Here is a 23,429-nt window from a genome sequence, read left to right as displayed (position 1 = left end):
AGATGGGGGACATGACGTCGACGGATGCCGGGCCTCGCCCGGAACTCGCACCCGGCTCGGTCGTGGTCATCCGCGACGAAGAGTGGTTCGTTCAGCGGACGGAGGAGACCAACGACGGCCTCCTGGTCCACGTTCAGGGCCTCGGTGAGTTGGTCCGCGACACCACGGCGAGCTTCTACGCGAGCCTGGACAAGATCGAACCGAAGGACCCGGCCGACGCAACGGTCGTCCCCGACGACAGCCCGCACTACCGGATGGCCCGCCTCTGGCTGGAGTCGACGGTCCGAAAGACGCCGGTGCCGTTGGGTGACCGCTCGCTCACCGTCTCCACCGAGGCCCTGGCGAGCGCGCTGAGCTACCAGCAGGCGGCTGTCAGAAAGGCTCTCGACCCTGCGAACCTGCGCCCCAGGATTCTACTCGCCGACGCGGTGGGGCTCGGCAAGACGCTCGAGATCGGTATGATCTTGGCCGAGCTCGTCCGGCGGGGAAGGGGCGACCGCATCCTCATCGTCACCCCGCGACACGTTCTCGAGCAGATGCAGCACGAGATGTGGACCCGGTTCGCGCTGCCGTTCGTCCGCCTCGACAGCGCTGGAATTCAGCGGGTTCGGCAGAGGATCCCCGCCACACGCAACCCGTTCACTTACTTCAAGCGCGCGATCATCTCCATCGACACCCTCAAGCGCGACAGCTTTCACGCGACGCTGCGCAAGCAGAGGTGGGACGCCGTCGTCATCGACGAGTCGCACAACTTGTCGAACGTCGCGACGCAGAACAACAAGCTCGCGCGCACTCTCGCCCGCACCGGCGAGGCGCTGATCCTCGCCTCCGCCACCCCGCACAACGGCAAGGCCGACTCCTTCGCCGAGCTCGTCCGGCTGCTCGACCCGTCCGCGGTCCCGCCGACCGGCGAGCTTCAGGCCAAAGACATCGAGCATCTCGTCATCCGTCGCCACCGCAACAGCCCCGAGGTCGCGAGCGTCGTCGGTGCCGACTGGAAGCCGAGGCAGGAGCCGCGGAACCTTCTCGTGCCCGCCACGGCGGCGGAGGAGTCGATCGCCCGCGAGCTCGCGGACGTGTGGCTCTGGCCAGCCGACGGCAAACGACCCTGCGAGGGGCAGAACTCAGCCCTCTTCCCTTGGACGCTCGCGAAGGCGTTCCTGTCTTCGCCTGCCGCGCTGCGCGAGACCGTCAAGGCCCGCCTGGCGAAGGCCCCGCCCCGGGAAAGCGACGCCCTCCGCGCGCTTGACGACCTCGCCGCGCAGGCCACGACGTCGGCGAAGTACACAAAGCTGCTCGAGGTCCTCCGCGAGATCGGCGTCGGGAAGGGCTCCCCGGCACGAGCGGTCGTCTTCTCCGAGCGGGTCGCGACGCTGCGGTGGTTGCGCGAGCGGCTCGCCAAGGACCTGAAGGTTCCCGACGAGGCCGTCGGCCTTCTACACGGTGGGCTCCCCGACGACGAGCAGCAACGCATCGTCGAAGCGTTCAAGCAGGAGCAGACGCCGCTGCGCGTGCTGGTCACCGGCGACGTCGCCTCCGAGGGCGTCAATCTGCACGCCCAGTGCCACGAGCTGATCCACTTCGACATCCCATGGAGCCTCATCCGCATCGAGCAGCGCAACGGCCGCATCGATCGGTACGGCCAGCAGCACCCGCCGCGGATCACCGCCCTGCTCCTCGACCCGACGACGAGCGACGGCTTCGCCGGCGACGTCCGGGTCCTGTCACGGCTCATGGATAAGGAGCACGAGGCTCATCACGCCCTCGGCGACGCGGCATCGCTGATGGGGCAGTACGACGTCAAGGCCGAGGAGGAACAGATCCGCGCGGTGCTCGCGGGGACGAAGACGCTCGATGACGTCGTCAAGACGCCAGAACAGGCCGCCCACGGCACCGACCTCACTGCTTTGTTCCTCCAGCTCGGGAAGACGTCGCCCACGGTGCCCCCACCGCAGCAGGAGAAGCCAGGCACGGGCCTCTACCCCGACGACGTCTCCTACCTCGACGATGCCCTCCACGCGGCCTACATCGACCCCACCGCCTCTCCGAGCCGGAAAGGCGTTTCGTGGCGTCGCGACCAGACGTTCGGCACCGCTGAGCTGGTCCCGCCGAAGGACCTGGTCCAGCGCCTCGAGGTGCTGCCACAGAGCTACCTCGCCGACCGCAGGGTCACCGAGAAGCTGGTGCTTGCCACCACGCGCGCTCGCGGCACCGACCGGTTGAAGGACGCGCTCAAGGACGCCACCGGCACCAACTGGCCCGACGCCCATTTTCTGGGCCCCCTGCACCCCGTCCTCGACTGGGCCGCCGACCAGGCCCTCGCCGGACTCGGCCGCAACGAGGTGTTCGCGGTGCGCGGCACGGTCGATAGCTCGACCGTGCTGCTTCTCGGCACCCTCACCAATCGCCGCGGACAGGTCGTCGCCGCGTCGTGGCTGACGGCGGAGTTCCCCGACCCGGCCGACACTGATTTCACTCTGATCAATCCGCACGCCAGCGCCGCCGAGGCGTTGCGCGAGCTCGGCTGGGACGCCACCCGATCTAATCCCGGCCCCGTGCCCGACGTCGACGCGCTCACGGAACTCATCGCACCTTCCGTCCGGAAGGCACAGGACCAGATGAACGAGGTCTTCGGCGCGGCCAAGCAGGACGTGGCGGAGCGGGTGAAGCAGTGGTCGAGGCGGTACGACCGCTGGGAGGAGGAGGCCGACCAGGCAGCCCAGCGTCTCGAACTCAGGACGAGGCGAGCCTCCGTGGCGGAGGAGAAGGAACTCGCGCAGGCCATGAACCCCGACCGTCAGCTGGTGCGTCCGCTGCTGGTCGTCGTGCCTGAGGAGGCGCAGTGAGTGACGCGATCCTGGTCGGCGAGGGCTGGATCTCCGAGCACTACTTCACCACCGACGCGACGTCGCAGTCGTTCCGTGCGCGGGTGCTCGCGCGGCGTAAATCGTGGGACGAGGAAGCGAAGGAGGACCGCGCGACGCCGCGGTCGCGCTTCGTGGCGCACCGTCAGGACCTGGAGAAGCGCTTTGCCGCACTGGCCGAGCACACCGGCTCCGATGTCGAGGTGCAGCTCGCTGCCGAGGTCTATGAGACGATCCTTGAGGTCCTGGAGCTCGGGGATCACGGGCTGCTCCTCAAGGACGACGGTCCGATCTCCCGGGTCTCTGCGCCCGGGATCACCGAGCGCGCCCCGCTCAACATCATCCGCGCGCGCCCCGCTGTCGCCGTCGAGGACGTCCTGGCGAAGGACGGCCGCACGCTGGCCGGGCCTGTCGACCACAACGAGGTCGAGTTCACCTCGGTCGCCCGCCTGGTCTCGGCGCTGTTCGTCGACGAGCACGCCGCCCCCGAGCTGATCCTCGTCCTGGCCGGCCGCTGGGCGGTGCTCGCCGAGCAGGAGCGCTGGGCCGAGGGTCGCTACCTCGCCGTCGACCTGCAGCTGGTCTGCGAGCGCAACGACGCCAAGCGCGGCGGCGAGATCGACCAGGCCCTCACCTGCCTGTCGTACGAGTCGATCGCGCCCGACGCCGACGGCAACCTCTGGTGGACGGGGGTCTTCGAGGAGTCGGTCAAGCACACCGTCGGCGTCTCGAAGGACCTGCGCGACGGCGTGCGGCTCTCGATCGAGATCCTCGCGAACGAGGTCGTGACCCGTCGTCGGGACCAGGGCCTCGATCCGCTGCCGGCGGCCGAGGCCAACGAGCTGGCGAAGCAGTCGCTGCGCTTCCTCTACCGCATCCTGTTCCTGCTCTACGCCGAGGCGTCGCCGGAGCTGGGTGTGCTGCCGGTCGGCGCGCCCGAGTACGACGCCGGCTACAGCCTCGACCGGCTCCGCGAGCTGGTGCAGGTCGAGCTCGTCACGCCACAGGCCCGCACGGGCACGCACCTCTACGAGTCGCTTGGGGCGCTCTTCCGGCTCGTCGACCAGGGACACCTTCCCGACGACGGGTCGGTACCGGACGACGAGGACGGCGGCGGTTTCGCCGAGGGGCTGACGTTCCACGCGCTGCGCGCCGACCTGTTCAGGCCGCGGGCGACCCGGTTCATCGACGCGGTCGGGCTCGGCAACGCAGCGCTGCAGGAGGTGCTCGCTCACCTGCTGCTCTCCAAGGAGAAGCGCGGCCGCGACAGGGGCTTCATCTCCTATGCCGAGTTGGGCATCAACCAGCTGGGCGCGGTGTACGAGGGCCTGATGTCGTACACGGGGTTCTTCGCCGAGACCGACCTGTACGAGGTCGCGAAGGGTGGCGACGCGTCGAAGGGCTCGTGGGTGGTGCCGGTCGAGCGGGCGGACGGCATCGCGGCCGCCGACTTCGTCCGTACTACCGACCCGGTCACGGGCGAGGCGAAGCCCGTCCTGCATCGGAGCGGCTCGTTCGTGTTCCGGCTCGCGGGGCGGGAGCGCCAGCAGTCGGCGTCGTACTACACACCCGAGGTGCTGACGCGGTTCACCGTCGGGCAGGCGCTGGAAGAGCTGCTCGACCAGGACGGGGTCCGGACAACGGCCGCCGAGATTCTCGAGCTGACCGTCTGCGAGCCCGCGCTGGGCTCGGGTGCGTTCGCCATTGAGGCCGTGCGGCAGCTCGCGGAGCAGTACCTCACCCGGCGTCAGGACGAGCTTGGGAAGCGGATCGACCCCGACGAGTATCCGCGCCGCCGCCAGGAGGTAAAGGCCTACCTCGCGCTGCACAACGTTTACGGCGTCGACCTCAATGCGACCGCCGTGGAGTTGGCCGAGATCTCACTGTGGCTCGACACGATGGTCGCCGGACTCCCAGCACCGTGGTTTGGATTGCACTTGCGGCGCGGAAACTCTTTAATCGGCGCGCGTCGGGCTGTGTACTCGCGGCAGCAGGTCGCTAATACCTCGTATCGAACCGCAGTGCCTCGCCATCTGCCGTTGACGTCCTTCGAAGATGATATTGAGGCTGGTCGAGTCGCTTCTAGCCTAGGTGTAGGCATCCACCACTTCCTCGTGCCTGCCGAGGGATGGGGGGCGGCGGTTGACGCTGCCGACACGGCATCGATTGTGCCCGAAAGAGCAGAGGCGCTTAGACAGTGGCGAGCACATATTAGGTGCCGAATGACTAAGAGTCAGCTAGACGCGCTCGTCGAGCTCGGTAACCGAGTCGAGGCGACCTGGCGGATTGCCTACCGGCGACTTTCGATCGCGGAGTCGGAAATCCGCCGCTCGATTCCAATTTGGGGCGCCTCCGGATTGCCCGTGGGTGGCGCTGTATCGCGGGAACGGATAGAACACTCGCTCAAGGACATCTCCGGCGCGTACCAGCGACTCCGTCGCGTGATGGACGCCTGGTGCGCATTGTGGTTTTGGCCACTCGCAGAGTCCGCGGTGACAGTCAAGGGTGAGCCCGTTGTGCCGCCGTCCCTCGATGAGTGGATTGCCGGCCTGCAAGCTTTACTTGGACGGGATCCCGATTATCGAAGAGCAAGTAAAAATGAGCAGTTCACGTTGGCTTCGGCCAACGGCTGGGACGAACTTGGCGCAGCTGAGGAGCTAGAGCTAAGTTTTGCAGGGGCAGAGTCAATCTCAAGTGTACTCGAGCGTCATCCATGGCTCGTTGTGTGTGAACGGATCGCTTCCCGCCAGGGCTTTTTCCACTGGAGTCTCGAATTCGCTAGGGTTTTCGCAGATCGAGGCGGGTTCGATCTGCAGATAGGTAACCCGCCATGGGTCCGACCGGATTGGAAGCCGAAGCTGGCGGTGGCGGAATTCGACGCGCGGTGGGTACTCAACGAAGACCAGTCCGACGACGTCGCGTCAATCAATTCATTCTTTGGTCGCCATCCAGAGCGTCTTGATTCGTTCCTGACTGCGTGGGTTGGAGTGACGGCAACCCGCACGAATCTCGCGTCAGGCGTGCGTTTCCCGTTTCTTCGAGGTCTTCGCTCTAATCTGTACAGATGCTTCGTCGAACAGGCGTGGAGTCTTCGCTCGGACCATGGCGTGTCCTCGTTTGTGCATCCAGAGTCGCATTTTACTGACGAGAATGCAGATGAATACAGACGTGCTATCTACCAGAGGCTTCGTAGGCATTGGCAGTTCAAGAACGAGCTCAGATTGTTCGAAACCGGAAACCAAGTATTTTTTGGAGTGCATGTTTATGGCGCCGCGCGTGCGCCGCACTTCATGCAGGCTAGCCATCTTTACCACCCCGATACGATAGATAGGTCTCTCGTTCACAACGGCGAGGGGAAAGAGCCGGGGATGAAAGATGATTCGGGCAGCTGGGATATCAGGCCGCACGCTAATCGAATAATCGACGTTACCGTGGCCACCTTATCCACGTGGGCCGAGCTTCTCGAGGGTAAAGACCCCCTGTCGGCTCGAATGGTCTACATCGTCAATAGGTCCACGGCTAAGGTTCTCGACAAAATCAACAGTTCTTCCCGACTTGGATCGTTGGCGCTGAGCCATGCGCTCGGGTGGGACGGGACGGCGGAGACTAAACCGGGCGGGAGGCTCACTAAGAGGTGGGCCAAGCGTACGACCTGGGATCAGGTAGTTTTACAAGGCCCAGCTATTTGGATTTCGACGCCATTGGTAAAGATTCCAAATGCCACGATGCGCAGCCAGAATGACTGGGCATACGTTGACTTAGAGTTGATGCCGGCAGACTACGTTCCACCAACCTGCTTTGAAAGGAGCGTAACGCTAAAAGAATATCGCGAGCGCTATAAGAAATGGGAAGTTTCGGGCGAGACCGTCTCGTCAGCCGACTTTTATCGCGTCGCGTGGCGTAGCGCGGCCAGGTCGGGCAACGAGCGCACCTTGATGCCCGCAATTATCCCCCCAGGTTCAACCTATATCACTCAGAGTGTCTACTCGGCCGGGCTGCCTCGGCAGCCTGAATCAGCTCTAATCGACGTCGTCGGTTGGATGTCATCGTTGCTAGCGGACCTATTCGTTCGTTCAACGCCAAAGGCTAGCATCCCTCGCAGTATCGTCGACCAACTTCCCTTTGCGCCACGCGAGACACTTATGCCCGAGTTGAGGATTCGGGCCCTCCGTCTAAATTGTTTGACAGCGGAGTATGCAACGATGTGGGCGAACACGTTCGACGAGTCTTTCCGGGAGTGTCGATGGACCGGTGGTGTTGAATATGAGGGGCGACGGCCATTAGCTGCGGTACATAAGGAGTGGACGCTCGACTCGCCTCTTCGACTCGCTTCGGACCGGCGTCAAGCACTGGTTGAGATCGATGCGCTCGTGGCCCTGATGCTTGGAGTCACGGCCGACGAACTGTCTACAATCTATCGCACTCAGTTTTCAGTCCTCTACGGCTACGACCAGGGGAGCTACCTATACGACGCGAATGGGCGCCTGGTGCCGAATTCGGTAGTCAGTCTCTGGCGGAAAAGAGAAGATCGGATCACTGAGGAGGAGCGGACGGCGGTTAACCAGGCCGGCAACACTTATGTGTATGAACTTCCTTTTGTGAATCTCGACCGCGAGAAGGATATGCGCGTTGCTTACGAACACTTTGAGCACCGGCTGGCTGAGCGCTCGTGAGTGAGCTGCTGCCGACTGTCCAGGCGGCGAACATCAGACAAGGGCTAGTCGACTACTTAACGACTACGTTCGCTCTCACCGACCCCGACGCCCGCGACGCGCTCGACCGGTTCCTCGCAGACCGCGAGTATGGGATGTTCAAGGGCCCGTACGTTCGGCTTCGTCTGCCGTTCCGACCGGCCGCTGAGGGCTGGCGCGAGACCCTCGACTGGTACGAGGGCCCGACTCCGTACGGCCACCAGGCCACCGCCTTCGCCAGGCTGTCGTCGCGCAACCGTCGACCGCAGCCGACTCTTGTCACCACCGGCACCGGCTCTGGTAAGACCGAGGCGTTCTTGCACCCGATTCTCGACCACGTGCTCCGCGCTTGCCGTGAGGGCGTCACTGGCACGAAGGCGCTGATTCTCTATCCCATGAATGCGCTGGCCAACGATCAGGCCGGGCGCCTCACGAAGCTGATCACCGGGCACGAGGAGCTCCACGGCATCACCGCCGCGCTCTACACCGGGCAGAAGGGCCCGCAGCGCACGATGGTCACCACCGGTGGGCTGATCACCGACCGCGGCATCATCCGCGACTCCCCGCCCGACATCCTGCTGACCAATTACAAGATGCTTGACCAGCTCCTGCTGCGCCACGAGGACCAGAGGCTCTGGGAACAGTCCGCCACCAGCTTGCGCTACCTGGTGCTCGACGAGTTTCACACCTACGACGGCGCCCAGGGCACCGACGTCGCGATGCTCCTGCGCCGCCTCGGGCTCGCGCTGAAGAGCCATTGGCCCAAACACGCGGCCGACATCACCGACGCCGACCGCGCCCGTCCCCTCGGCCTCGTCACCCCCGTTGCCACGTCGGCCACCCTCGGCGACAAGGGCGACCCCGAGGTCATGCTCGACTTCGCCAAGACGGTCTTCGGTGAGGACTTCGATGACGACGGTGTCGTCACCGAATCTCGGCTCACGATCGACGAGTGGGCGACGGAGCAGTCCGGAGCGGTCCCCATCTCCGAGATCGACGTCGATGCAGCGAACGACGAGCTCGACGCCCTCGGAGACGATCCCGACGGGGCCGAGCTCGCTTCCGTGGTCGGGAAGCACCTCTATCACGAAGGCGGGTCGGAACCTGACCACTTCCGGGCCCACCCGCTCACAGCGGCGCTGGCCCGCGAAGCCGCCGACGCCGTCGCACTCGAGGACCTCCCCGCGCGCATCCTCGGCCCCACCGCCACCCCCGAGCTGGCCGTCACCGGGACCGACGCCCGATGGACGCGATTCCTGTCCCGCGTGATCGCCGCGCTCGGCCACGTCCGGGCGCACGCGGGGCGAACCCACCTGTCGATCGAGACGCACCTCTGGGTGCGCGAGCTGACTCGCATTGATCGCGCTGCCGACCCCACCGCGAGCTTCCGCTGGGGCGACGACGGCCCGCCCGCTGCGACCACGAGTGACCAGGGCGCCGGCGACTTGCACCCGCCGTTCCCCGCGATCTTCTGCCGAGCCTGTGGGCGATCTGGGTGGGGCGTCGCGCTCGCGCCGGTCGGCGACGGCCTCGCCACCAGCGACGACAGCATCCGACGCGACCACGCCGGCCGCGAGGGGCGCTTCCGGCCGCTGTTACACGCACCCGCAGCCGCGGAGGCGGTGTACGCCGGGGAGACGCCGCCCGAGGGTCTCGTCTGGTTTGCCGTCCGGCACCGCGAGCTGCTCGCCACCCCGCCCCGCGAGGACGATCCCGATCTGCGCGACGGCTGGATCCTCCCCGTTCTCACCAGCACCGGCCGCGACGCCGACGACGCCGCCCGCCACGACACCTGCCCCGCGTGCGGGCAGGAGGACGGCATCCGCTTCCTCGGTAGCGCGATCGCGACGCTGCTCTCGGTCTCGCTCTCCACGCTGTTTGGCTCCCACCAGCTCGCTGCGGGGGAGAAGAAGGCACTTGTCTTCACTGACTCCGTCCAGGACGCCGCCCACCGCGCCGGCTTCGTCCAGGCCCGCTCCCACACCCTGACCCTCCGCGGGGTGCTGCGCGCCGCCGTCGAAGACGAACCCCTCCCGCTCGACGAGCTGGTCACCGAGGTGATCCGCCGCGCCGGCGACGATCAGGTGCGCCGGTACCGGCTCCTCGCTCCAGACTGCGCAGACCGCGAGTCGTTCACCCCGTTCTGGACTTCCCCGACCCGGCGCGCGGTCCCGGCGAGCGTCCGCGGCCGCGTGAGCAAGCGTCTTGCGCTCGACGCCCTGCTCGAGTTCGGCCTGAACGCCCGCACCGGCCGCACGCTGGAGCTGACCGGCGCCGTCACCGTCGAGGTCGAGGCCGGGCTGCCGCCGAAGATCGCGGCCATGGCCCGCGCGGCGTTGGCGTCCGCACCGCAGCAGGGCAGCTTCGACGGCGAGCTTCCTGACGAGGCCCTAGTCGCCTGGGTCCGTGGCGTACTCGACCGGATGCGTGCGCAGGGCGCGATTGAGCATCCGTGGTTCGAGCGTTATAGGTACGAGGATGGCAACCGCTGGTCCGTGTCCGGTGGCCGCGGGCAGGCACGAGCCGATGGCATGCCCGCGTTTCCGAAGGGCCGACCGTCGCCGGGTTACCCCCGTATCGGTGGGGGGGAGGCCGAGGGGCTCGAGCCGGTCACCTCCGCGAAATCCTGGTACGCGCAGTGGACCGCACGCGTCCTCGGAGTTAGCCCGCACGACGGTGGCCGCTGGGCGCGGCTGCTCCTCGAGCGTCTGGCCCGCGACGGTGTCCTGACGGTCACCACCAGCCGCAGCCAGGCCGCTGTCTATGCCATCCCGACGGCGGGTGTGGTCGTCTCTGCGGTGCCCGACGGCGAGGACGCCACCGTCCTGGTCTGCGACACCTGTCGCGGCCACGTCCCCGGCGGCCCGGCAACGGCCGCCCAGCTCACCGGCGCGCCGTGCGTCATGGTCCGATGCCGCGGTCGGCTGGCTCTCTCGACGGTGAGCGGCAACTTCTACCGCCGACTGTACGAGTCCCCGGACATGCGGCGCGTCGTCGCACGTGAGCACACCAGCCTGCTCGACGACGAGACCCGCCGACAGTACGAGGACGGCTTCAAGGGCTCCGAGCAGAGCCCGCAGGCTCCGAACGTGCTCGTCGCCACCCCCACTCTCGAGATGGGCATCGACATCGGTGACCTTTCGACGGTGATGCTGTCCTCGCTGCCTCGAACCGTGGCGGCGTACCTGCAGCGCGTCGGACGAGCAGGTCGACTCACCGGAAACGCGCTCGACCTGGCCTACCTGACAGGCCGTGGCGACCAGCTCCCACGGCTTGGCGACCCGCTCTCGGTCATCAACGGCGAGGTCCGCCCTCCCGCGACGTACCTGCAGGCCGAGGAGATCCTCCGCCGTCAGTACCTCGCACACCTGGTCGATGAGTTCGCGCGCGACGCTTCACGCCGTCACCCGCGCACTGCCCCGGGTGCAATTGGATCGAGTGAAGCGGGCACGTTCCTCGGGGACCTCATTGCGCACGCTGAGGGCGGCGCCCAGGTCGACCGCTTCGTGGCCGCGTTTGACTCGTTGCCCGAGGCCATCGTCGACGGCCTCCGGGCTTGGCTCGCGATCCCGAATGGCCCAGGGACCAGTGAGTTCGCGGCATACGTGCATCGGGCCAGCCGCCGGTGGCAGCGGACGGTTGAGGAACTGAGGCATCGTCAGGCCGCCGTCGAGAAGCTCCTTCCCGAGCTGGAGACGAAGGCGGCGTCAGCGGCATCGACGGCGGACGACGAGCTGGCGCTGAGGTCCGCGCAGACCGCTGTGAAGCTGACGAAGGGCCAGCTCGGACACCTGCGAGGCGAGTACTGGGTCGGCGTGCTCGAGGAGCACGGGCTGCTACCGAACTACACCCTGCTCGACGACAGCGTCACGCTCGACGTCGGACTGAGCTACACCCACCCGGACACCAACAAGTTCCACACCGAGCACGCCCAGCTCTCCCGCCCGTCAGCACAAGCGATCCGTGAGTTTGCACCCGGCGCGAAGTTCTACGCCCGTGGGTACGAGATCACGATCGACGCCGTCGACCTCGGCGTCGACCAGGTGGCGATCCGACCGTGGGTGTACTGCCCGGCGTGCGGGCACGCAACCGACATCGAGATCGAGGGCGTCGAAGATGCGCCGTCGTCGTGCCCGCGGTGCGGAAGCAGCGGCATCGCCGACACCGGCCAGCGCCTCGACGTGGTGGAGCTGACCCACGTCACGTCCGAGGTCCGCCGCGACGAGGTGATGATCTCCGACCGTCGCGACGACCGGAACAACACCGTCTTCCGGATCGTCACGGCAGCGGACGTCGACCCGGCGCAGATCGAGAAGCGCTGGTTCGTCGACGGCGTCGGGCTGGGGTGCACCTACGTACGGGCGCTCGACATCCGGTGGTTGAACATCGGGGTCCCCGGTCACGGGTCGAGCCGGCTGATTGCGGGCGGCGACCATAACGGCGCGCTTTTTCGAGTGTGTGAGGGCTGCGGGAAGCTCGACTCCGATACCGGGGCGAACAAGCCGCACGAACACAGGCCCTGGTGCCAGCACCGGACGGCGACCGCCGAACACACTCGAACCGTTGCACTGTCTCGGACGCTTCGCACTCAAGGCCTGCTGCTTCGCCTTCCGACCGCCGTGACCATCGGCGACGACTTCGCCGCCCCCAGCCTCGCGGCCGCCGTGCTGCTAGGGCTGCGCGAACAGCTCGGGGGCCACCCCGATCACATCCGTATCGAGCAGGTCGTCGACCCGACGCTGACCGACGGGTCGGGCAACCACGACGCGATCCTGATGCACGACGCGGTCCCCGGCGGCACCGGATATCTCGCCGGGCTCGCGGACCCGGAAATCTTGCGGGCGCTCCTGACGACGGCGTGGGAGAAGGTTCGGGACTGCGAGTGCCGCCACGAGGAGCGGCAGGCCTGCCACCGCTGCCTCCTGCCGTTCGTGGCGCCCGGTCAGGTCTCTCGAGTGTCCCAAGCTTCAGCTGAGCGGCATCTGGCGTTGCTGCTCGGCTCCAGCGATTGGGACATCGTCCAGGACCCGCCTCCCGAGGACCCGGAGTCCCATCTGGAGAGCCGCTTCCGCACGCTGTTCGTCGACCGGCTGCGAAAGCTCGGAGCGACCGTCACTGAGGTGCCCGGAGCCCTCGGCAACACCGTCCGGTTCACGCTGCCCGGTGGGCGACGCCAGTGGACCCTGACGCCGCAGGTGAATCTGGAGAACTCCAAGCCCGACTTCGTGCTCCAGACCAGCGACACCACGGTCCCCGCCGTGGCGATCTTCACCGACGGCCGACAGTTCCACGCCACCGTGGGCCACAATCGTCTCGCTGACGACGCTGCGAAGCGCGAGGTCCTCCGCGACACCGGCCGCGTCGTGCTCGCCGTGACGGCTGCTGATGTGCTCGCCGCCGAGCAGGACACCGTCCAGTCGCCGTCGTGGTTCAGCGAGGCGACTGTCGGCCAGTTGATCGGGCAGGGCCCCTTCATGGCGTCGCCCGCCGCGTACGACATGCTCCGCAAGGGCCCGATCGACTGGCTCATCGCGTGGGTCTCGGCGCCTGCTCCCTCAGACACCGCGACCGTCGCCCGCGCGGTCCCCATGTTCATGCCCGTCGGCGCAGAGGCGGTGTCTCTCGCGACTGCGGCGCCCTTGGCAGCCGCGAGCCTCCCCGATCCGCCGACGGGAGAACGGACCGTCTTCGTCCGCCGCTTCGGCTCGTGCACGGTGGTGATCGAGCCGGTCGGCTCGACGTTCTCCTGCGCCCTCGTACTCGACGACCGCGATGCGGCGCTCGACGCCTCGCACGCCGAGGGCTGGCGGGAGTGGCTGCGGTTGTCGAACGCACTCGCGCTGCGGGACTGGCCGACGGTCATCACCACGACGAGCCGTGTCGGCGCAGCGTCTCCGTCCCTGGCTGTTGCGTCGACCGCGGACGAAGCGTTGCCGGACCTCCCGCTCGAGTGGCGTCCGGCGTACGAGAAGGCGGCGCCAGGAATCGAACGCGACCTGATCGTGACGCTCGCCCGTCACGGAGGCCTCCCCGTTCCTGCTATCGGTGATGAAGGCCCGGCGGGCATCCCCGTTGACATGGGTTGGCCAGACCGTCTGCTCGCGGTCCAGCTACCTGGCATGCCCGACGAAGATCGATCAGACCTTCAGGCGGAAGGCTGGCGCGTCGTCGAGCCCGAGGCTGACAAGATCACAGCCGTGCTCGTCGAGATGGGGGCGTGAAGATGCCGACGATCATCATGACGAAGTGGCCGGTCAAGCTTGACGGCTCGGTGCGGTCGAAGGCGATGGCGTTCCTGCAGAAGCTGTCGCATGACGACACCACACCCGGGCTGCACGTCGAGCCCATAGGCGGCTCAGCCGACGACCGGGTCCGCACGGGGCGGGTCGACCAGTTCTGGCGCGCCGTGATGTTTCGGCTGGACGGCAACAACGAGCGTCATTACGTGATCCACGGTGTGTGGCCGCACGACGACGCGATCACGGTTGCCCGCTCGGTGAGCCTCACGGTGAACCCGATCAACGGGCTCCCGCAGATCGAGGCCGCCTCGCCGAGTGTGGCCTCAGCAGGAGCAACCGCACCAGCGCCGAGTGCGCTGTCGTCCGAATCCGCTCCCGCGGCGATCAGTCCGGCCGGCTCTGAACCGGCGGCTCCGTCGACGCCAGCGCAGCCTGCCCCGCCGTCTGAGGCGTCCCCGGCGCCCGCCCCGTCAGAGCCCCTGCTCGTCCGGCTGGGCCGAACTCGCACCGAGCTGACCGACCGCCTCGGCCTCTCCGCCGATATCGCCGACCACGCCCTCTCGGCGCCGAACCAGGATGCGATCACCGAGCTTGCCGCGAGGCACGAAGGCTGGATCGGGATGGCGTTGATCGGCCTCGCCGTTGGCGAGTCGATCGAGTCGATCGTCGAGAGCCTGGAGCTCGACCAGCCGCACCCGTCCTCGGGAAGCCAGGAAGCGGACCTGCTCGAGGCGCTGCGGCGTCCGGCCGCACGAGCGCAGTTCTCGTTCATCGAGGATCAGGAGGAGCTGCGTCAGGTCATCGATCATGGTGACTTCGGCGCGTGGCGGGTCTTCCTGCATCCGATGCAGCGGCGGTACGTCGAGAAGTCCTACAGCGGCCCGTTCCGTCTCTCCGGAGGCGCGGGAACTGGCAAGACGGTCGTGCTGGTGCACCGCGCGCGGGCTCTCGCGCGGCGGAACCCGCAGGCTCGAATCGTCCTGACCACGTTCACGACGAACCTGGCTGGGGCCCTTCGCGACGGGCTCGCCCAGCTCGACGCCCGCGTCCCGCAGGTCACCGGGCTCGGGGACGAGGGTATCTATGTCGCGGGTGTCGATGCGCTGGCGTCGGCGGTGATCCGCGCCGCCGGCGCGGACGTCGGAGACGCGGTCCGTGCGGTGCTGGGGGAGGACCGCTCCCAGCCGAACGGCCGGACCACCTCGGCGGGCTGGCGAGAGGTGCTCGACGGCGCGTCGACCTCGTTGCCACCTGAGATCGCGCACGAGTCGTTCCTCGCCGCCGAGTACGCGCTGGTGGTGCTGCCGAACCGTGTCACGAGCGAGGCCGGGTATCGCCGCGTCCGGCGGCCCGGTCGCGGGTTGGCGCTCGACCGCGCGAAGCGCGATGCGGTGTGGTCCTTGATCGCGGCGTATCGCGCCCAGAACCGGGTCGAGGGCACGCTGGACTTCGCGGAGGCAGCTGCCGTCGCCGCAGCGTGGCTCGAGACGGCCGGGTCGTTGGCGGATCACGTGTTGGTGGACGAGGGGCAGGATCTCTCACCGGCGCACTGGCAGCTGTTGCGAGCCGTTGTCGGCGACGGACCCGACGATCTGTTCATCGCCGAGGACTCACACCAGCGCATCTACGGCCCCCGAACGGTCTTGAGCCGGTACGGCATCAAGGTCGTGGGGCGCTCGCAGCGGCTGACCCTGAACTACCGGACGACGGCCCAGAACCTCCGCTACGCGATGTCGATCCTGGAGGGCGCGGACTACGTCGACCTGGAGGAGCAGCCTGAGTCGACGGGTTACCGCTCTGCACGCTCGGGTCCGGCGCCCACTATCGTGCCTGCGGATTCGTTGTCGGCCGAGCTCGATGAGGTGGCCAAGCAGGTCGGGAACTGGGTCTCCGCAGGCACCGAGCCGAGCTCCATCGCAGTGCTGGCGGGGGACCGGTTCCACTGCGAGCGCCTTGCTCGAGGCTTGGCTGAGCGCGGGGTCGCAGCCGCTCACGTCGAGCGGGAGCAGCCGCCGAAGGATCGCGTCGCCGTGATGACGATGCACCGAGCCAAGGGGACGGAGTTCGCGAAGGTGGTGCTCGCCGACACCGGCGCTACGTCGGCGGAACGGGACCGGCTGGAATCGCTTGACGGCTCGGCACGAGCCGACACCGAGCTCCGGCGACGGTCGCTGACGTACGTAGCCGCAACGAGAGCACGAGACGAGCTTGCCGTTATACAACGAGAGGGGCGTCGGGCATGAGCGACGCGTTCTCCTTCTCCGGCCCGGACGGAGAAGACAGTGATGCAATGAAGCAGCCTTCAGTGGTCGGCGAGACGACTATTCCTTGTCACTTTGGTGCATCTCAGAGCGTAGAACTGTTGCAGAAATTGCATGTCCTCCTGTGGTCGACTCCAGGTCAACTCGGATCTGTCTATCGGGCCATGGCAAAGCTACCAGACGCGGGTCCTTCCGAGCTGTTGGCGCACACCACTTGTGCCAATTCTGGCGCAGTTGGAAATCGTCGGGCTGTCGTCAATGCGGTGATCAACGATGTGCAACCAAGAGCTCAATCAGTAGCGAGTCAGGCCGCAGGGAGCGTGCGAACGCTTCTGAAATCCACCAACGACAAGCAGGTCTCCGAGTGGCTGAACGCTGTTTTATTTCAACTGGAACAGAAGGCAGGTAGCGAAGAAGCGGTCGCAGAAGAAGTCAAGGAGCTGGAGGAGAACTCTTCGGAGCTCGCCGAGACCCTGCATTCAGCGTCCGGTGTTTATGTGTACACGTACCCTCACTATTGGCGCCACCCCTACATCCCGGGTACGCAGAGGCGTCTGCTGAAGGTTGGTCGGACCAATAACACTGCTTGGTCAAGGATTCTTACGCAAGCGCGCCAAACCGGCATGCCGGAGGACCCTCTGCTGCTTCGCGTGTACAAGACTCCTAGCGTCGAAGAGGCAGAGAAATCTTTCCACCACCTCCTTGACGCAGCCGAACACGAGAGAAGCTTCGGGGCGGCCGTTGGGAAGGAGTGGTTCTCGACGACGCTAGAGTACTGCGACGCGATCGCGAGCGTGCTGAAGTTGGAGATCGTCAAGGGTAGTAAATCGGATGAGCAGATCTGAGGCGAAGTGCCTTCGCGGCAACCTCCGCTCATCACGGTGATCGACGGGCTTTCGACGTCCTGGGCGACTTCTCGAGCGATCGTGTCAGGGTCACAGCTCCCACCTGAGTCGACGGTCACGACAGGTCGTCGCCACGTTGGGCGCGTGGGAGACGAGCAGAGGCATGCCCCGAAGGAGCGTCGACGCCGGGCCTTTACGTCGGTAACGTGCCCTGTCCGTTGATCGACAGATCTCCAGCGAGGAGACACCCGTCGAGTCCGGAGGTGCGTGTGCGGCTCGAGGAGCTCGTCACCGGCGTGCTGGTGAACGGTATCGCGATGAGCGGGCCCGTCACCGTCGTGGCTGTCGAGTGGGTCGGCGGTAATCGACTGGTGCTGACCTATCGCCCACCGGGTGAGGGGCCCGCCCGCCAGCAGGTGCTCGGCCGGAAGGACGAGGAGCGGCTCGCCGCTGCCACTCCGGCCAAGCGCCGACACAACGCTGACCCGGCGGCGTGGTTGCTCGGGACGACTGCGCTCCGGCTCAAGCACGCTCCACTGGACCAGATGCTGGCGGTGAGCGGCGGAAACCTCCAACCGCTCCCGCATCAGATCCGAGCGGTCTACGACGAGCTCTTGCCACGGACTCCCCTGCGCTTTCTCTTGGCCGACGACCCCGGCGCCGGCAAGACGATCATGTGCGGGTTGTACATCAAGGAACTGCTGCTCCGAGGAGATCTCGAACGCTGCCTGGTGGTGGCGCCGGGCAGCTTGGTGGAGCAGTGGCAGGACGAGCTGTTCGACAAGTTTCAGCTGCGGTTCGAGTTGCTCACGCGGTCTCTGGTCGACGGGACCCTGGATGGGAACGTCTTCGACGAGCACCCGCTGCTCATCGCGAGGATGGACCAGCTGAGTCGCAACGACGACTACCTCGCCGCGCTCGGCGCGACCACCTGGGACCTGGTGGTCGTCGACGAGGCGCACCGGATGAGTGCGCAACGCTTCGGCGGGGCGGTCAACGCGACGAAGCGCTACCACCTGGGGCGGCTGCTGGAGTCCACGGCGCGGCACTTCCTGCTCATGACGGCGACTCCCCACGCGGGAAAGCCCGAGGACTTCGAACTCTTCCTGGCGCTACTCGACCCTGATCGCTTCGAGCCGGGGCACGTCCGGCGCTCAACGCGGGCCGAGGTGGACGACCTCGTTCGACGCATGGTGAAGGAGGACCTGCTCACCATGGAGGGCAAGCCGCTCTTTCCAGAGCGTCGGGCCTACACGGTGGAGTATCAGCTCTCGGCCGAGGAACAGGGGCTGTACGAGGCCGTGACGGACTACGTCCGCCACGGGATGGACCGGGCGCAATCTCTCGAGGCCGAGGGCAAAGCCGCCCGGGGAAGGACGGTCGGCTTTGCCCTGACCGTTCTGCAGCGCCGACTAGCGTCGAGCCCAGAGGCGATCCTGCGCAGTCTGCAGCGTCGACGCGAGCGGCTGCACAAGCAACTCCAGGAGCCCGTGGTTCGCCCCGGCGAGCTTGGAGGCAAGCTCGACCTGCTCGAGGCTGACGAGGTTCCTGGGCCTGAGCAAGAACGCCTGGAGGACGAGGTCGTCGACCTCGCTACAGCGGCCCGGTCTCGTCAGGAGCTTGCCGGCGAGGTCGCGGAGTTGGACGGGATCATTCGGATCGCGGCCGACGTGCGACGCCAGGACAACGACCGCAAGTGGCAGGAACTCAAGAGGATCCTCGACCAGGACGCCAGTGACCGATCCGGCCATCAGCTCTCCAAGCTGATCGTGTTCACCGAGCACAGGGATACGCTCCGCTATCTCGTCGAACGCGTAGGCGATCACATCGGTGACTCGTCTGCAGTCGTGTCGATCCACGGGGGGATTCCTCGCGACCAGCGGCGAACCATCCAGCACGAGTTCACGTCGAATGCGCAGGTCAAGGTCCTCGTCGCGACCGACGCCGCCGGCGAGGGCCTGAACCTGCAGCGGGCGCACCTCATGGTCAACTACGACTTGCCGTGGAACCCCAATCGGATCGAACAGCGATTCGGCCGGATTCACCGCATCGGTCAGGCCGAGGTGTGCCACCTGTGGAATCTTGTCGCTAGTGACACCCGAGAAGGAGATGTCTACCTGACTCTGCTGCAGAAGCTGGAGCAGCAGCGGTCGGTCTTCTCGGGCAAGGTCTTCGACGTCCTCGGAGAAGCTTTCCGGGAACGGCCCCTACGAGACATGCTGCTCGAAGCCGTGCGGTACGGCGACCAACCGGAAGTACGGGCCCGCTTGCGCGAGACCGTGGACGCCACGGTGTCCGAGGGGCTCAGCCAGTTGCTCGGCGAGCGTGCGCTTCTCCAAGAGACGCTGGATCCAGCAGCGGTCGGAGAAGTCCGTCGCGAGATGGAGAAGGCAGAAGCACGACGTCTTCGTCCCGCTGACGTCCGCGACTTCCTCCTCGCCGGCATCCGACACGCGGGCGGCCGGGCAAGCGCTCGGAGGGACGGGACCTGCGAGGTGCAACGAGTCCCCACCGATCTCAGGGAGCGAGCGCGAGGCCGGGTCCGACCGGCCCGGAGCTATGAGTCCGTGCGGTTCGAGCCCGACTCCCGAGATGGTTCGTCTGCCGGAGACGTCGTCCGGCCGGGCCACCCGCTGCTCGACACGCTCGTCGATCAGGTTCTCGACGACACAGTGGCTGAGCGACGTCAAGGATGCCTCCTCGTGGACGACAAGGATCGAGGCGAGGCGCGTCTGCTCGTCGCGCTCGTGCAATCCGTCGTCGACTCCCACGAGCCGCCAGTGCCCGTCACCCGCCGTTTCGAGGTGATCGAGCTCCGACAGGACGGCACCGTGGTCGATGTCGGACCTCAGGCCCTCCGGTCCTATCGACCGGCTACGAGTTCCGAGCAGGAGGCGGCCGCCTCCTTGCTCGACAGTTCGTGGTTGTCCGACGGGCTGGAGGAAGCGGCGCGCACCTGGGCCATCACGACCGCACTGCCGGCCTTCGAGGAGGAGGTGTCGGCGACGGTCGGGCACCGGGTCGGCCGCACGCGGCGAGCGGTCGTCGACCGCCTCGCCCAGCAGATCGAGCACTGGGATCACGAGGCCGACCGCCTGGCGGAGACCGAACGGAGTGGGGGCCGAACCCGCATGCGCCCGGACAGCGCCGCGCGAAGGGCTCGCGAGCTCGAGGATCGCCTGGCTCGACGGTTGTCGGATCTGACAGCACAGCAACAGGTTGTTGCAGAGCCTCCACGCCTGGAAGCCACCGCTCTGGTCGTCCCGGCGCGTCTCGTGGCTGGTCGTCGTGGTTGAGGACCGGGAGGCGGCACGCGCAGTTCTCGCGCAAGCCGAGGCTCTCCTCGCGCTCGCCGAGCAGGTCCTGGAGGTAGCGGACGACCAGGATGCGGCACTACATCGCGCCGTCGACAGCGCCCGGGTGAAGCTGGCGCTTCCATCCGATGGGCAAGGATTCGCGCATCAAGGTGTGGTGGCCATCGCCCTGGCCGTGTCTGGTCGCCCGAGTGCCCTCGTCGAGACTGTCGCCACCCAGGCCCACGTCCGCCCAGCTCTGCAGGCGCAGCTCAGCAGCGCCTCGGGGATCCGGAATAGGGTCCCGACTGTTCTCGAGGGAGCCCGCCCGGTCGTTCAAGGGCGTCTGCGGGGGCTCTTCTCATCGAAGAAGGCGCGAGAGCACGCTGAGTCGCAGTACTTGACGCTCCTCAAGATGCTTGACCACATCAAGACGAACGGTGTGGCGCAGGCGTGGAAGGCAGCTCTCGACACGACTGCGCCCGGTCGTCCAGACGTCGTAGCCGCGGCAAGCGCGGCGGCCAAAGCGCTTGGTCTCACGGCGCCCAGTGGTCCGCATGTATCGCTGAAGGCCGAGCAGCTTGATGCCATCCGTCGCTTTGTGGGGCTCGCACCCTCGGTGCTCCGCCACCGCCCTCCGCTCGTCAGTGAGGTCAAGCGGGCGTTCGAATCCGTACAGGACCGGATGGTCAGCAGGCAACTCGCGGAAATGCCGACAACCGCTCTGAAGCAGACAACTGCGAATCGAGTTCGGTTCAAGTCCTTGAGTGAGGCTCGGTGCGAGACCGTCGAGGACGTCCTGCGCGTTGGCCCGGCAGCGCTCGGTCGAGTCAACGGCATCAGCGAGACCACAGCTCGTCAGTTGTTCGCCGCGGCGCAGCAACTGCGCCAGGCCGTCCGTGACGATCTGCGGTTCCGTATCGATCTCGATCGATCGAACACGCTCGTCACTCGGCTCCTGACCTTGCTGTATCTGCTGCGCCGCTACGACCGAGTCCTCGAGGGTCGAGGCCAAGACCTCCAGGACGCGTTGACGCTCCTCCAGCCCTTCGGCACCGTCCCCAGTGAGGTCACGCAACTTTCGCTGCTCGGCGGGTCCAACCCCACGAAAACCCTGATGGAGGTTCGGGCCACAGCATCCGAGATCGACCAGGGCGGGCTGATGCACCTGCTGACGCAGGTGAGCCCTCGTGCGGACGCTGCTCCGGCCCCGGACAAGGTCTGGGACGACTTCGAGAGGGATAGCGCCGGCTACTACACGACGCTCGGCCAGATCGTCGGCCTCGACCTCGGCGAGGAAGCGGCAGCTGGCAATCTCCCGGCCGAGATCGTGGCGGCAGTTCACGCTCAGCCGTTGGACGAGGTGCTGTTGGAAGGCAAGGTGTCGCTGCGCGGCTACCAGTCCTTCGGCGCGCGATATGCGCTGGTCCAGCGGCGGACGTTGCTCGGCGACGAGATGGGCCTGGGGAAGACGGTCCAGTCGATTGCGGTCATGGCTCATCTCAGCGGCGGCGATGCCAAGCATCATCTCGTGGTCTGCCCGGCATCGGTCCTCGTCAACTGGACGAGCGAGGTGCACCGCCACAGCGCACTCAGGGCGTTCCTCGTGCACGGCAGCGATCGAGAACGGACGTGGAGGACCTGGCAACGTCGCGGCGGCGTGGCGGTGACGACCTTCGGCACGCTTCCCCTCCTGCCGCCCGCGCCCGAGCGACTACCGCTGGTCGTGGTGGACGAGGCGCATTACCTGAAGAATCCGCAGACCCAGCGCGCGCGGGCTCTGCTGCCCCTGGTGCGTCGCGCCGAGCGAGTGCTGTTCCTGACTGGCACTCCACTGGAGAACCGCCTCGACGAATTCCAGCAACTCGTTTCCTACCTTCAACCGGAGGTCGCCCGCCGGTTGGCGCAGGTCGACGGGGTGGCCAGCTCACGTCGCTACCGCGCGGAACTGGCACCGGTGTACCTGCGGCGCAACCAGGAGGACGTGCTGCAGGAACTGCCGGACCTGGTCGTGACGCCTGAGTGGGGGAGCTTCACACCACGGCAGATGCCGGCCTACCGGGCGGCGGTCGCGGCTCGCAACTTCATGCGGATGCGCCGTGTTGCCTTCATCGAGCAACCCACGCATTCGGAGAAGCTGGCTCGGCTCCAGGAGATCGCCAAGGACGCTGCAGCAAACGGTCGTAAGGTCATCGTCTTCTCGTACTTCCGCGACGTCCTACATGAGGTCGCCGAAGTCCTAGGCGATCGGGTCGTGGGACCGCTGACCGGCTCCGTACCCGCGACCAAGCGGCAAGCGATCATCGACGAGTTCGCACGTGCCGGCACGGACGCGGTACTGCTCTCGCAGATCACTGCCGGCGGTACAGGGATGAACATGCAGGCAGGTTCGGTCGTGGTGATCTGCGAACCGCAGGTCAAGCCCTCACTCGAGACGCAAGCCATCGCCCGTGCACACCGTATGGGGCAGCTTCGGGGCGTCCAAGTCCACCGCCTACTGACGACCGACAGCGTCGATCAGCGGATGGTCGAGATTCTGAACGAGAAACAGCGCTTGTTCGACGAGTACGCCCGCGGTAGCGAGGTCGCTGCGTCTAGTTCCGAGGCGGTCGACGTCTCCGAGAAGAAGCTGGCCGCTGAGGTAGTCGATTTGGAGATGGAACGGCTGGCGGTGACGCGCGCGGAGCAGATCGCCGCCGAGCAGGACGACGAGGAGACTCGAACGTAGCTCTACTAACGACCTAGCGATTCTCCTTCGTGCAAGTCAGACCCCAGAGGTCCCGGTGAGGCCGGCCCTGACTCGATGTACGAGCTTGGGGTGGATTGTGGCAGCTTTCCATTCTTGATCCTGAAGTTCTTGAAGCAGCTTGTACTGAGTCTTACCGTACTTATCTCGGACCTCCTTTAGAGTCTGTGCGAACGGTTCTCGATCGAATTGAGCCGCCATTCCGTCTGTCCAGATTTTCCAGGTGGCGTCTCCTATCCAACCTTTCTCTCGGAGTTCGCATTCGTCCTCGCACAGGCGAAGGTACGAGTAGACGACTTTCTCGTCGGACGGGCATCGCTTATAGTCCGGGTCGAGCTTGATCGCCGGTAACGACAGAGAGTCCATGAGGGACCAGTATCGCTCTACGTAGAACGACTCGAAGGATCGGAGTCTCTGGCGCTGAGCGGCTCGGATCGACAGCGCAGCGAGCAGTACCCCGACCGCCGTCACTACTGCTGAGATGTTCTGA

Annotated in this window: 7 protein-coding genes; all 7 read left to right on the top strand. The window is 66.5% G+C overall.

Features of this window, described 5'->3' with window-relative positions:
• Positions 1 to 11 precede the first annotated feature (11 nt).
• Positions 12 to 2,846 (top strand): helicase-related protein, encoded by a 2,835-nt coding sequence (locus tag LN037_RS05575; RefSeq protein WP_230750638.1) that lies wholly within the window; start codon positions 12 to 14, stop codon positions 2,844 to 2,846.
• On the top strand, positions 2,843 to 7,537 hold the full coding sequence (locus tag LN037_RS05570) for a class I SAM-dependent DNA methyltransferase (RefSeq protein ID WP_230750636.1): 4,695 nt from the start codon (positions 2,843 to 2,845) through the stop codon (positions 7,535 to 7,537). The genes LN037_RS05575 and LN037_RS05570 overlap by 4 nt, the downstream gene beginning before the upstream one ends.
• Positions 7,534 to 13,776: a DEAD/DEAH box helicase gene (locus LN037_RS05565; protein WP_230750634.1), complete on the top strand. Its 6,243-nt coding sequence runs from the start codon at positions 7,534 to 7,536 to the stop codon at positions 13,774 to 13,776. Before LN037_RS05570 ends, LN037_RS05565 begins: the two co-directional genes overlap by 4 nt.
• A gap of 2 nt (positions 13,777 to 13,778) precedes the next feature.
• Positions 13,779 to 16,037: a UvrD-helicase domain-containing protein gene (locus LN037_RS05560; protein WP_230751114.1), complete on the top strand. Its 2,259-nt coding sequence runs from the start codon at positions 13,779 to 13,781 to the stop codon at positions 16,035 to 16,037.
• Positions 16,034 to 16,900, top strand: coding sequence for a GIY-YIG nuclease family protein (locus LN037_RS05555; protein WP_230750632.1), 867 nt, complete (start codon positions 16,034 to 16,036; stop codon positions 16,898 to 16,900). The genes LN037_RS05560 and LN037_RS05555 overlap by 4 nt, the downstream gene beginning before the upstream one ends.
• Positions 16,901 to 17,169: 269 nt before the next feature.
• Entirely contained in the window at positions 17,170 to 20,196 is a 3,027-nt protein-coding gene (locus tag LN037_RS05550) for a helicase-related protein (protein ID WP_230750630.1), read from the top strand.
• Positions 20,189 to 22,921 carry a DEAD/DEAH box helicase gene (locus LN037_RS33400; protein WP_230750628.1) on the top strand — a complete coding sequence of 911 codons (2,733 nt, stop codon included), beginning with the start codon at positions 20,189 to 20,191 and terminating at the stop codon, positions 22,919 to 22,921. The genes LN037_RS05550 and LN037_RS33400 overlap by 8 nt, the downstream gene beginning before the upstream one ends.
• Positions 22,922 to 23,429 lie beyond the last annotated feature (508 nt).

Source organism: Actinomycetospora soli, assembly GCF_021026295.1.
GTDB lineage: Bacteria > Actinomycetota > Actinomycetes > Mycobacteriales > Pseudonocardiaceae > Actinomycetospora > Actinomycetospora soli.
This window is presented reverse-complemented; position numbering and strand designations above follow the sequence as displayed.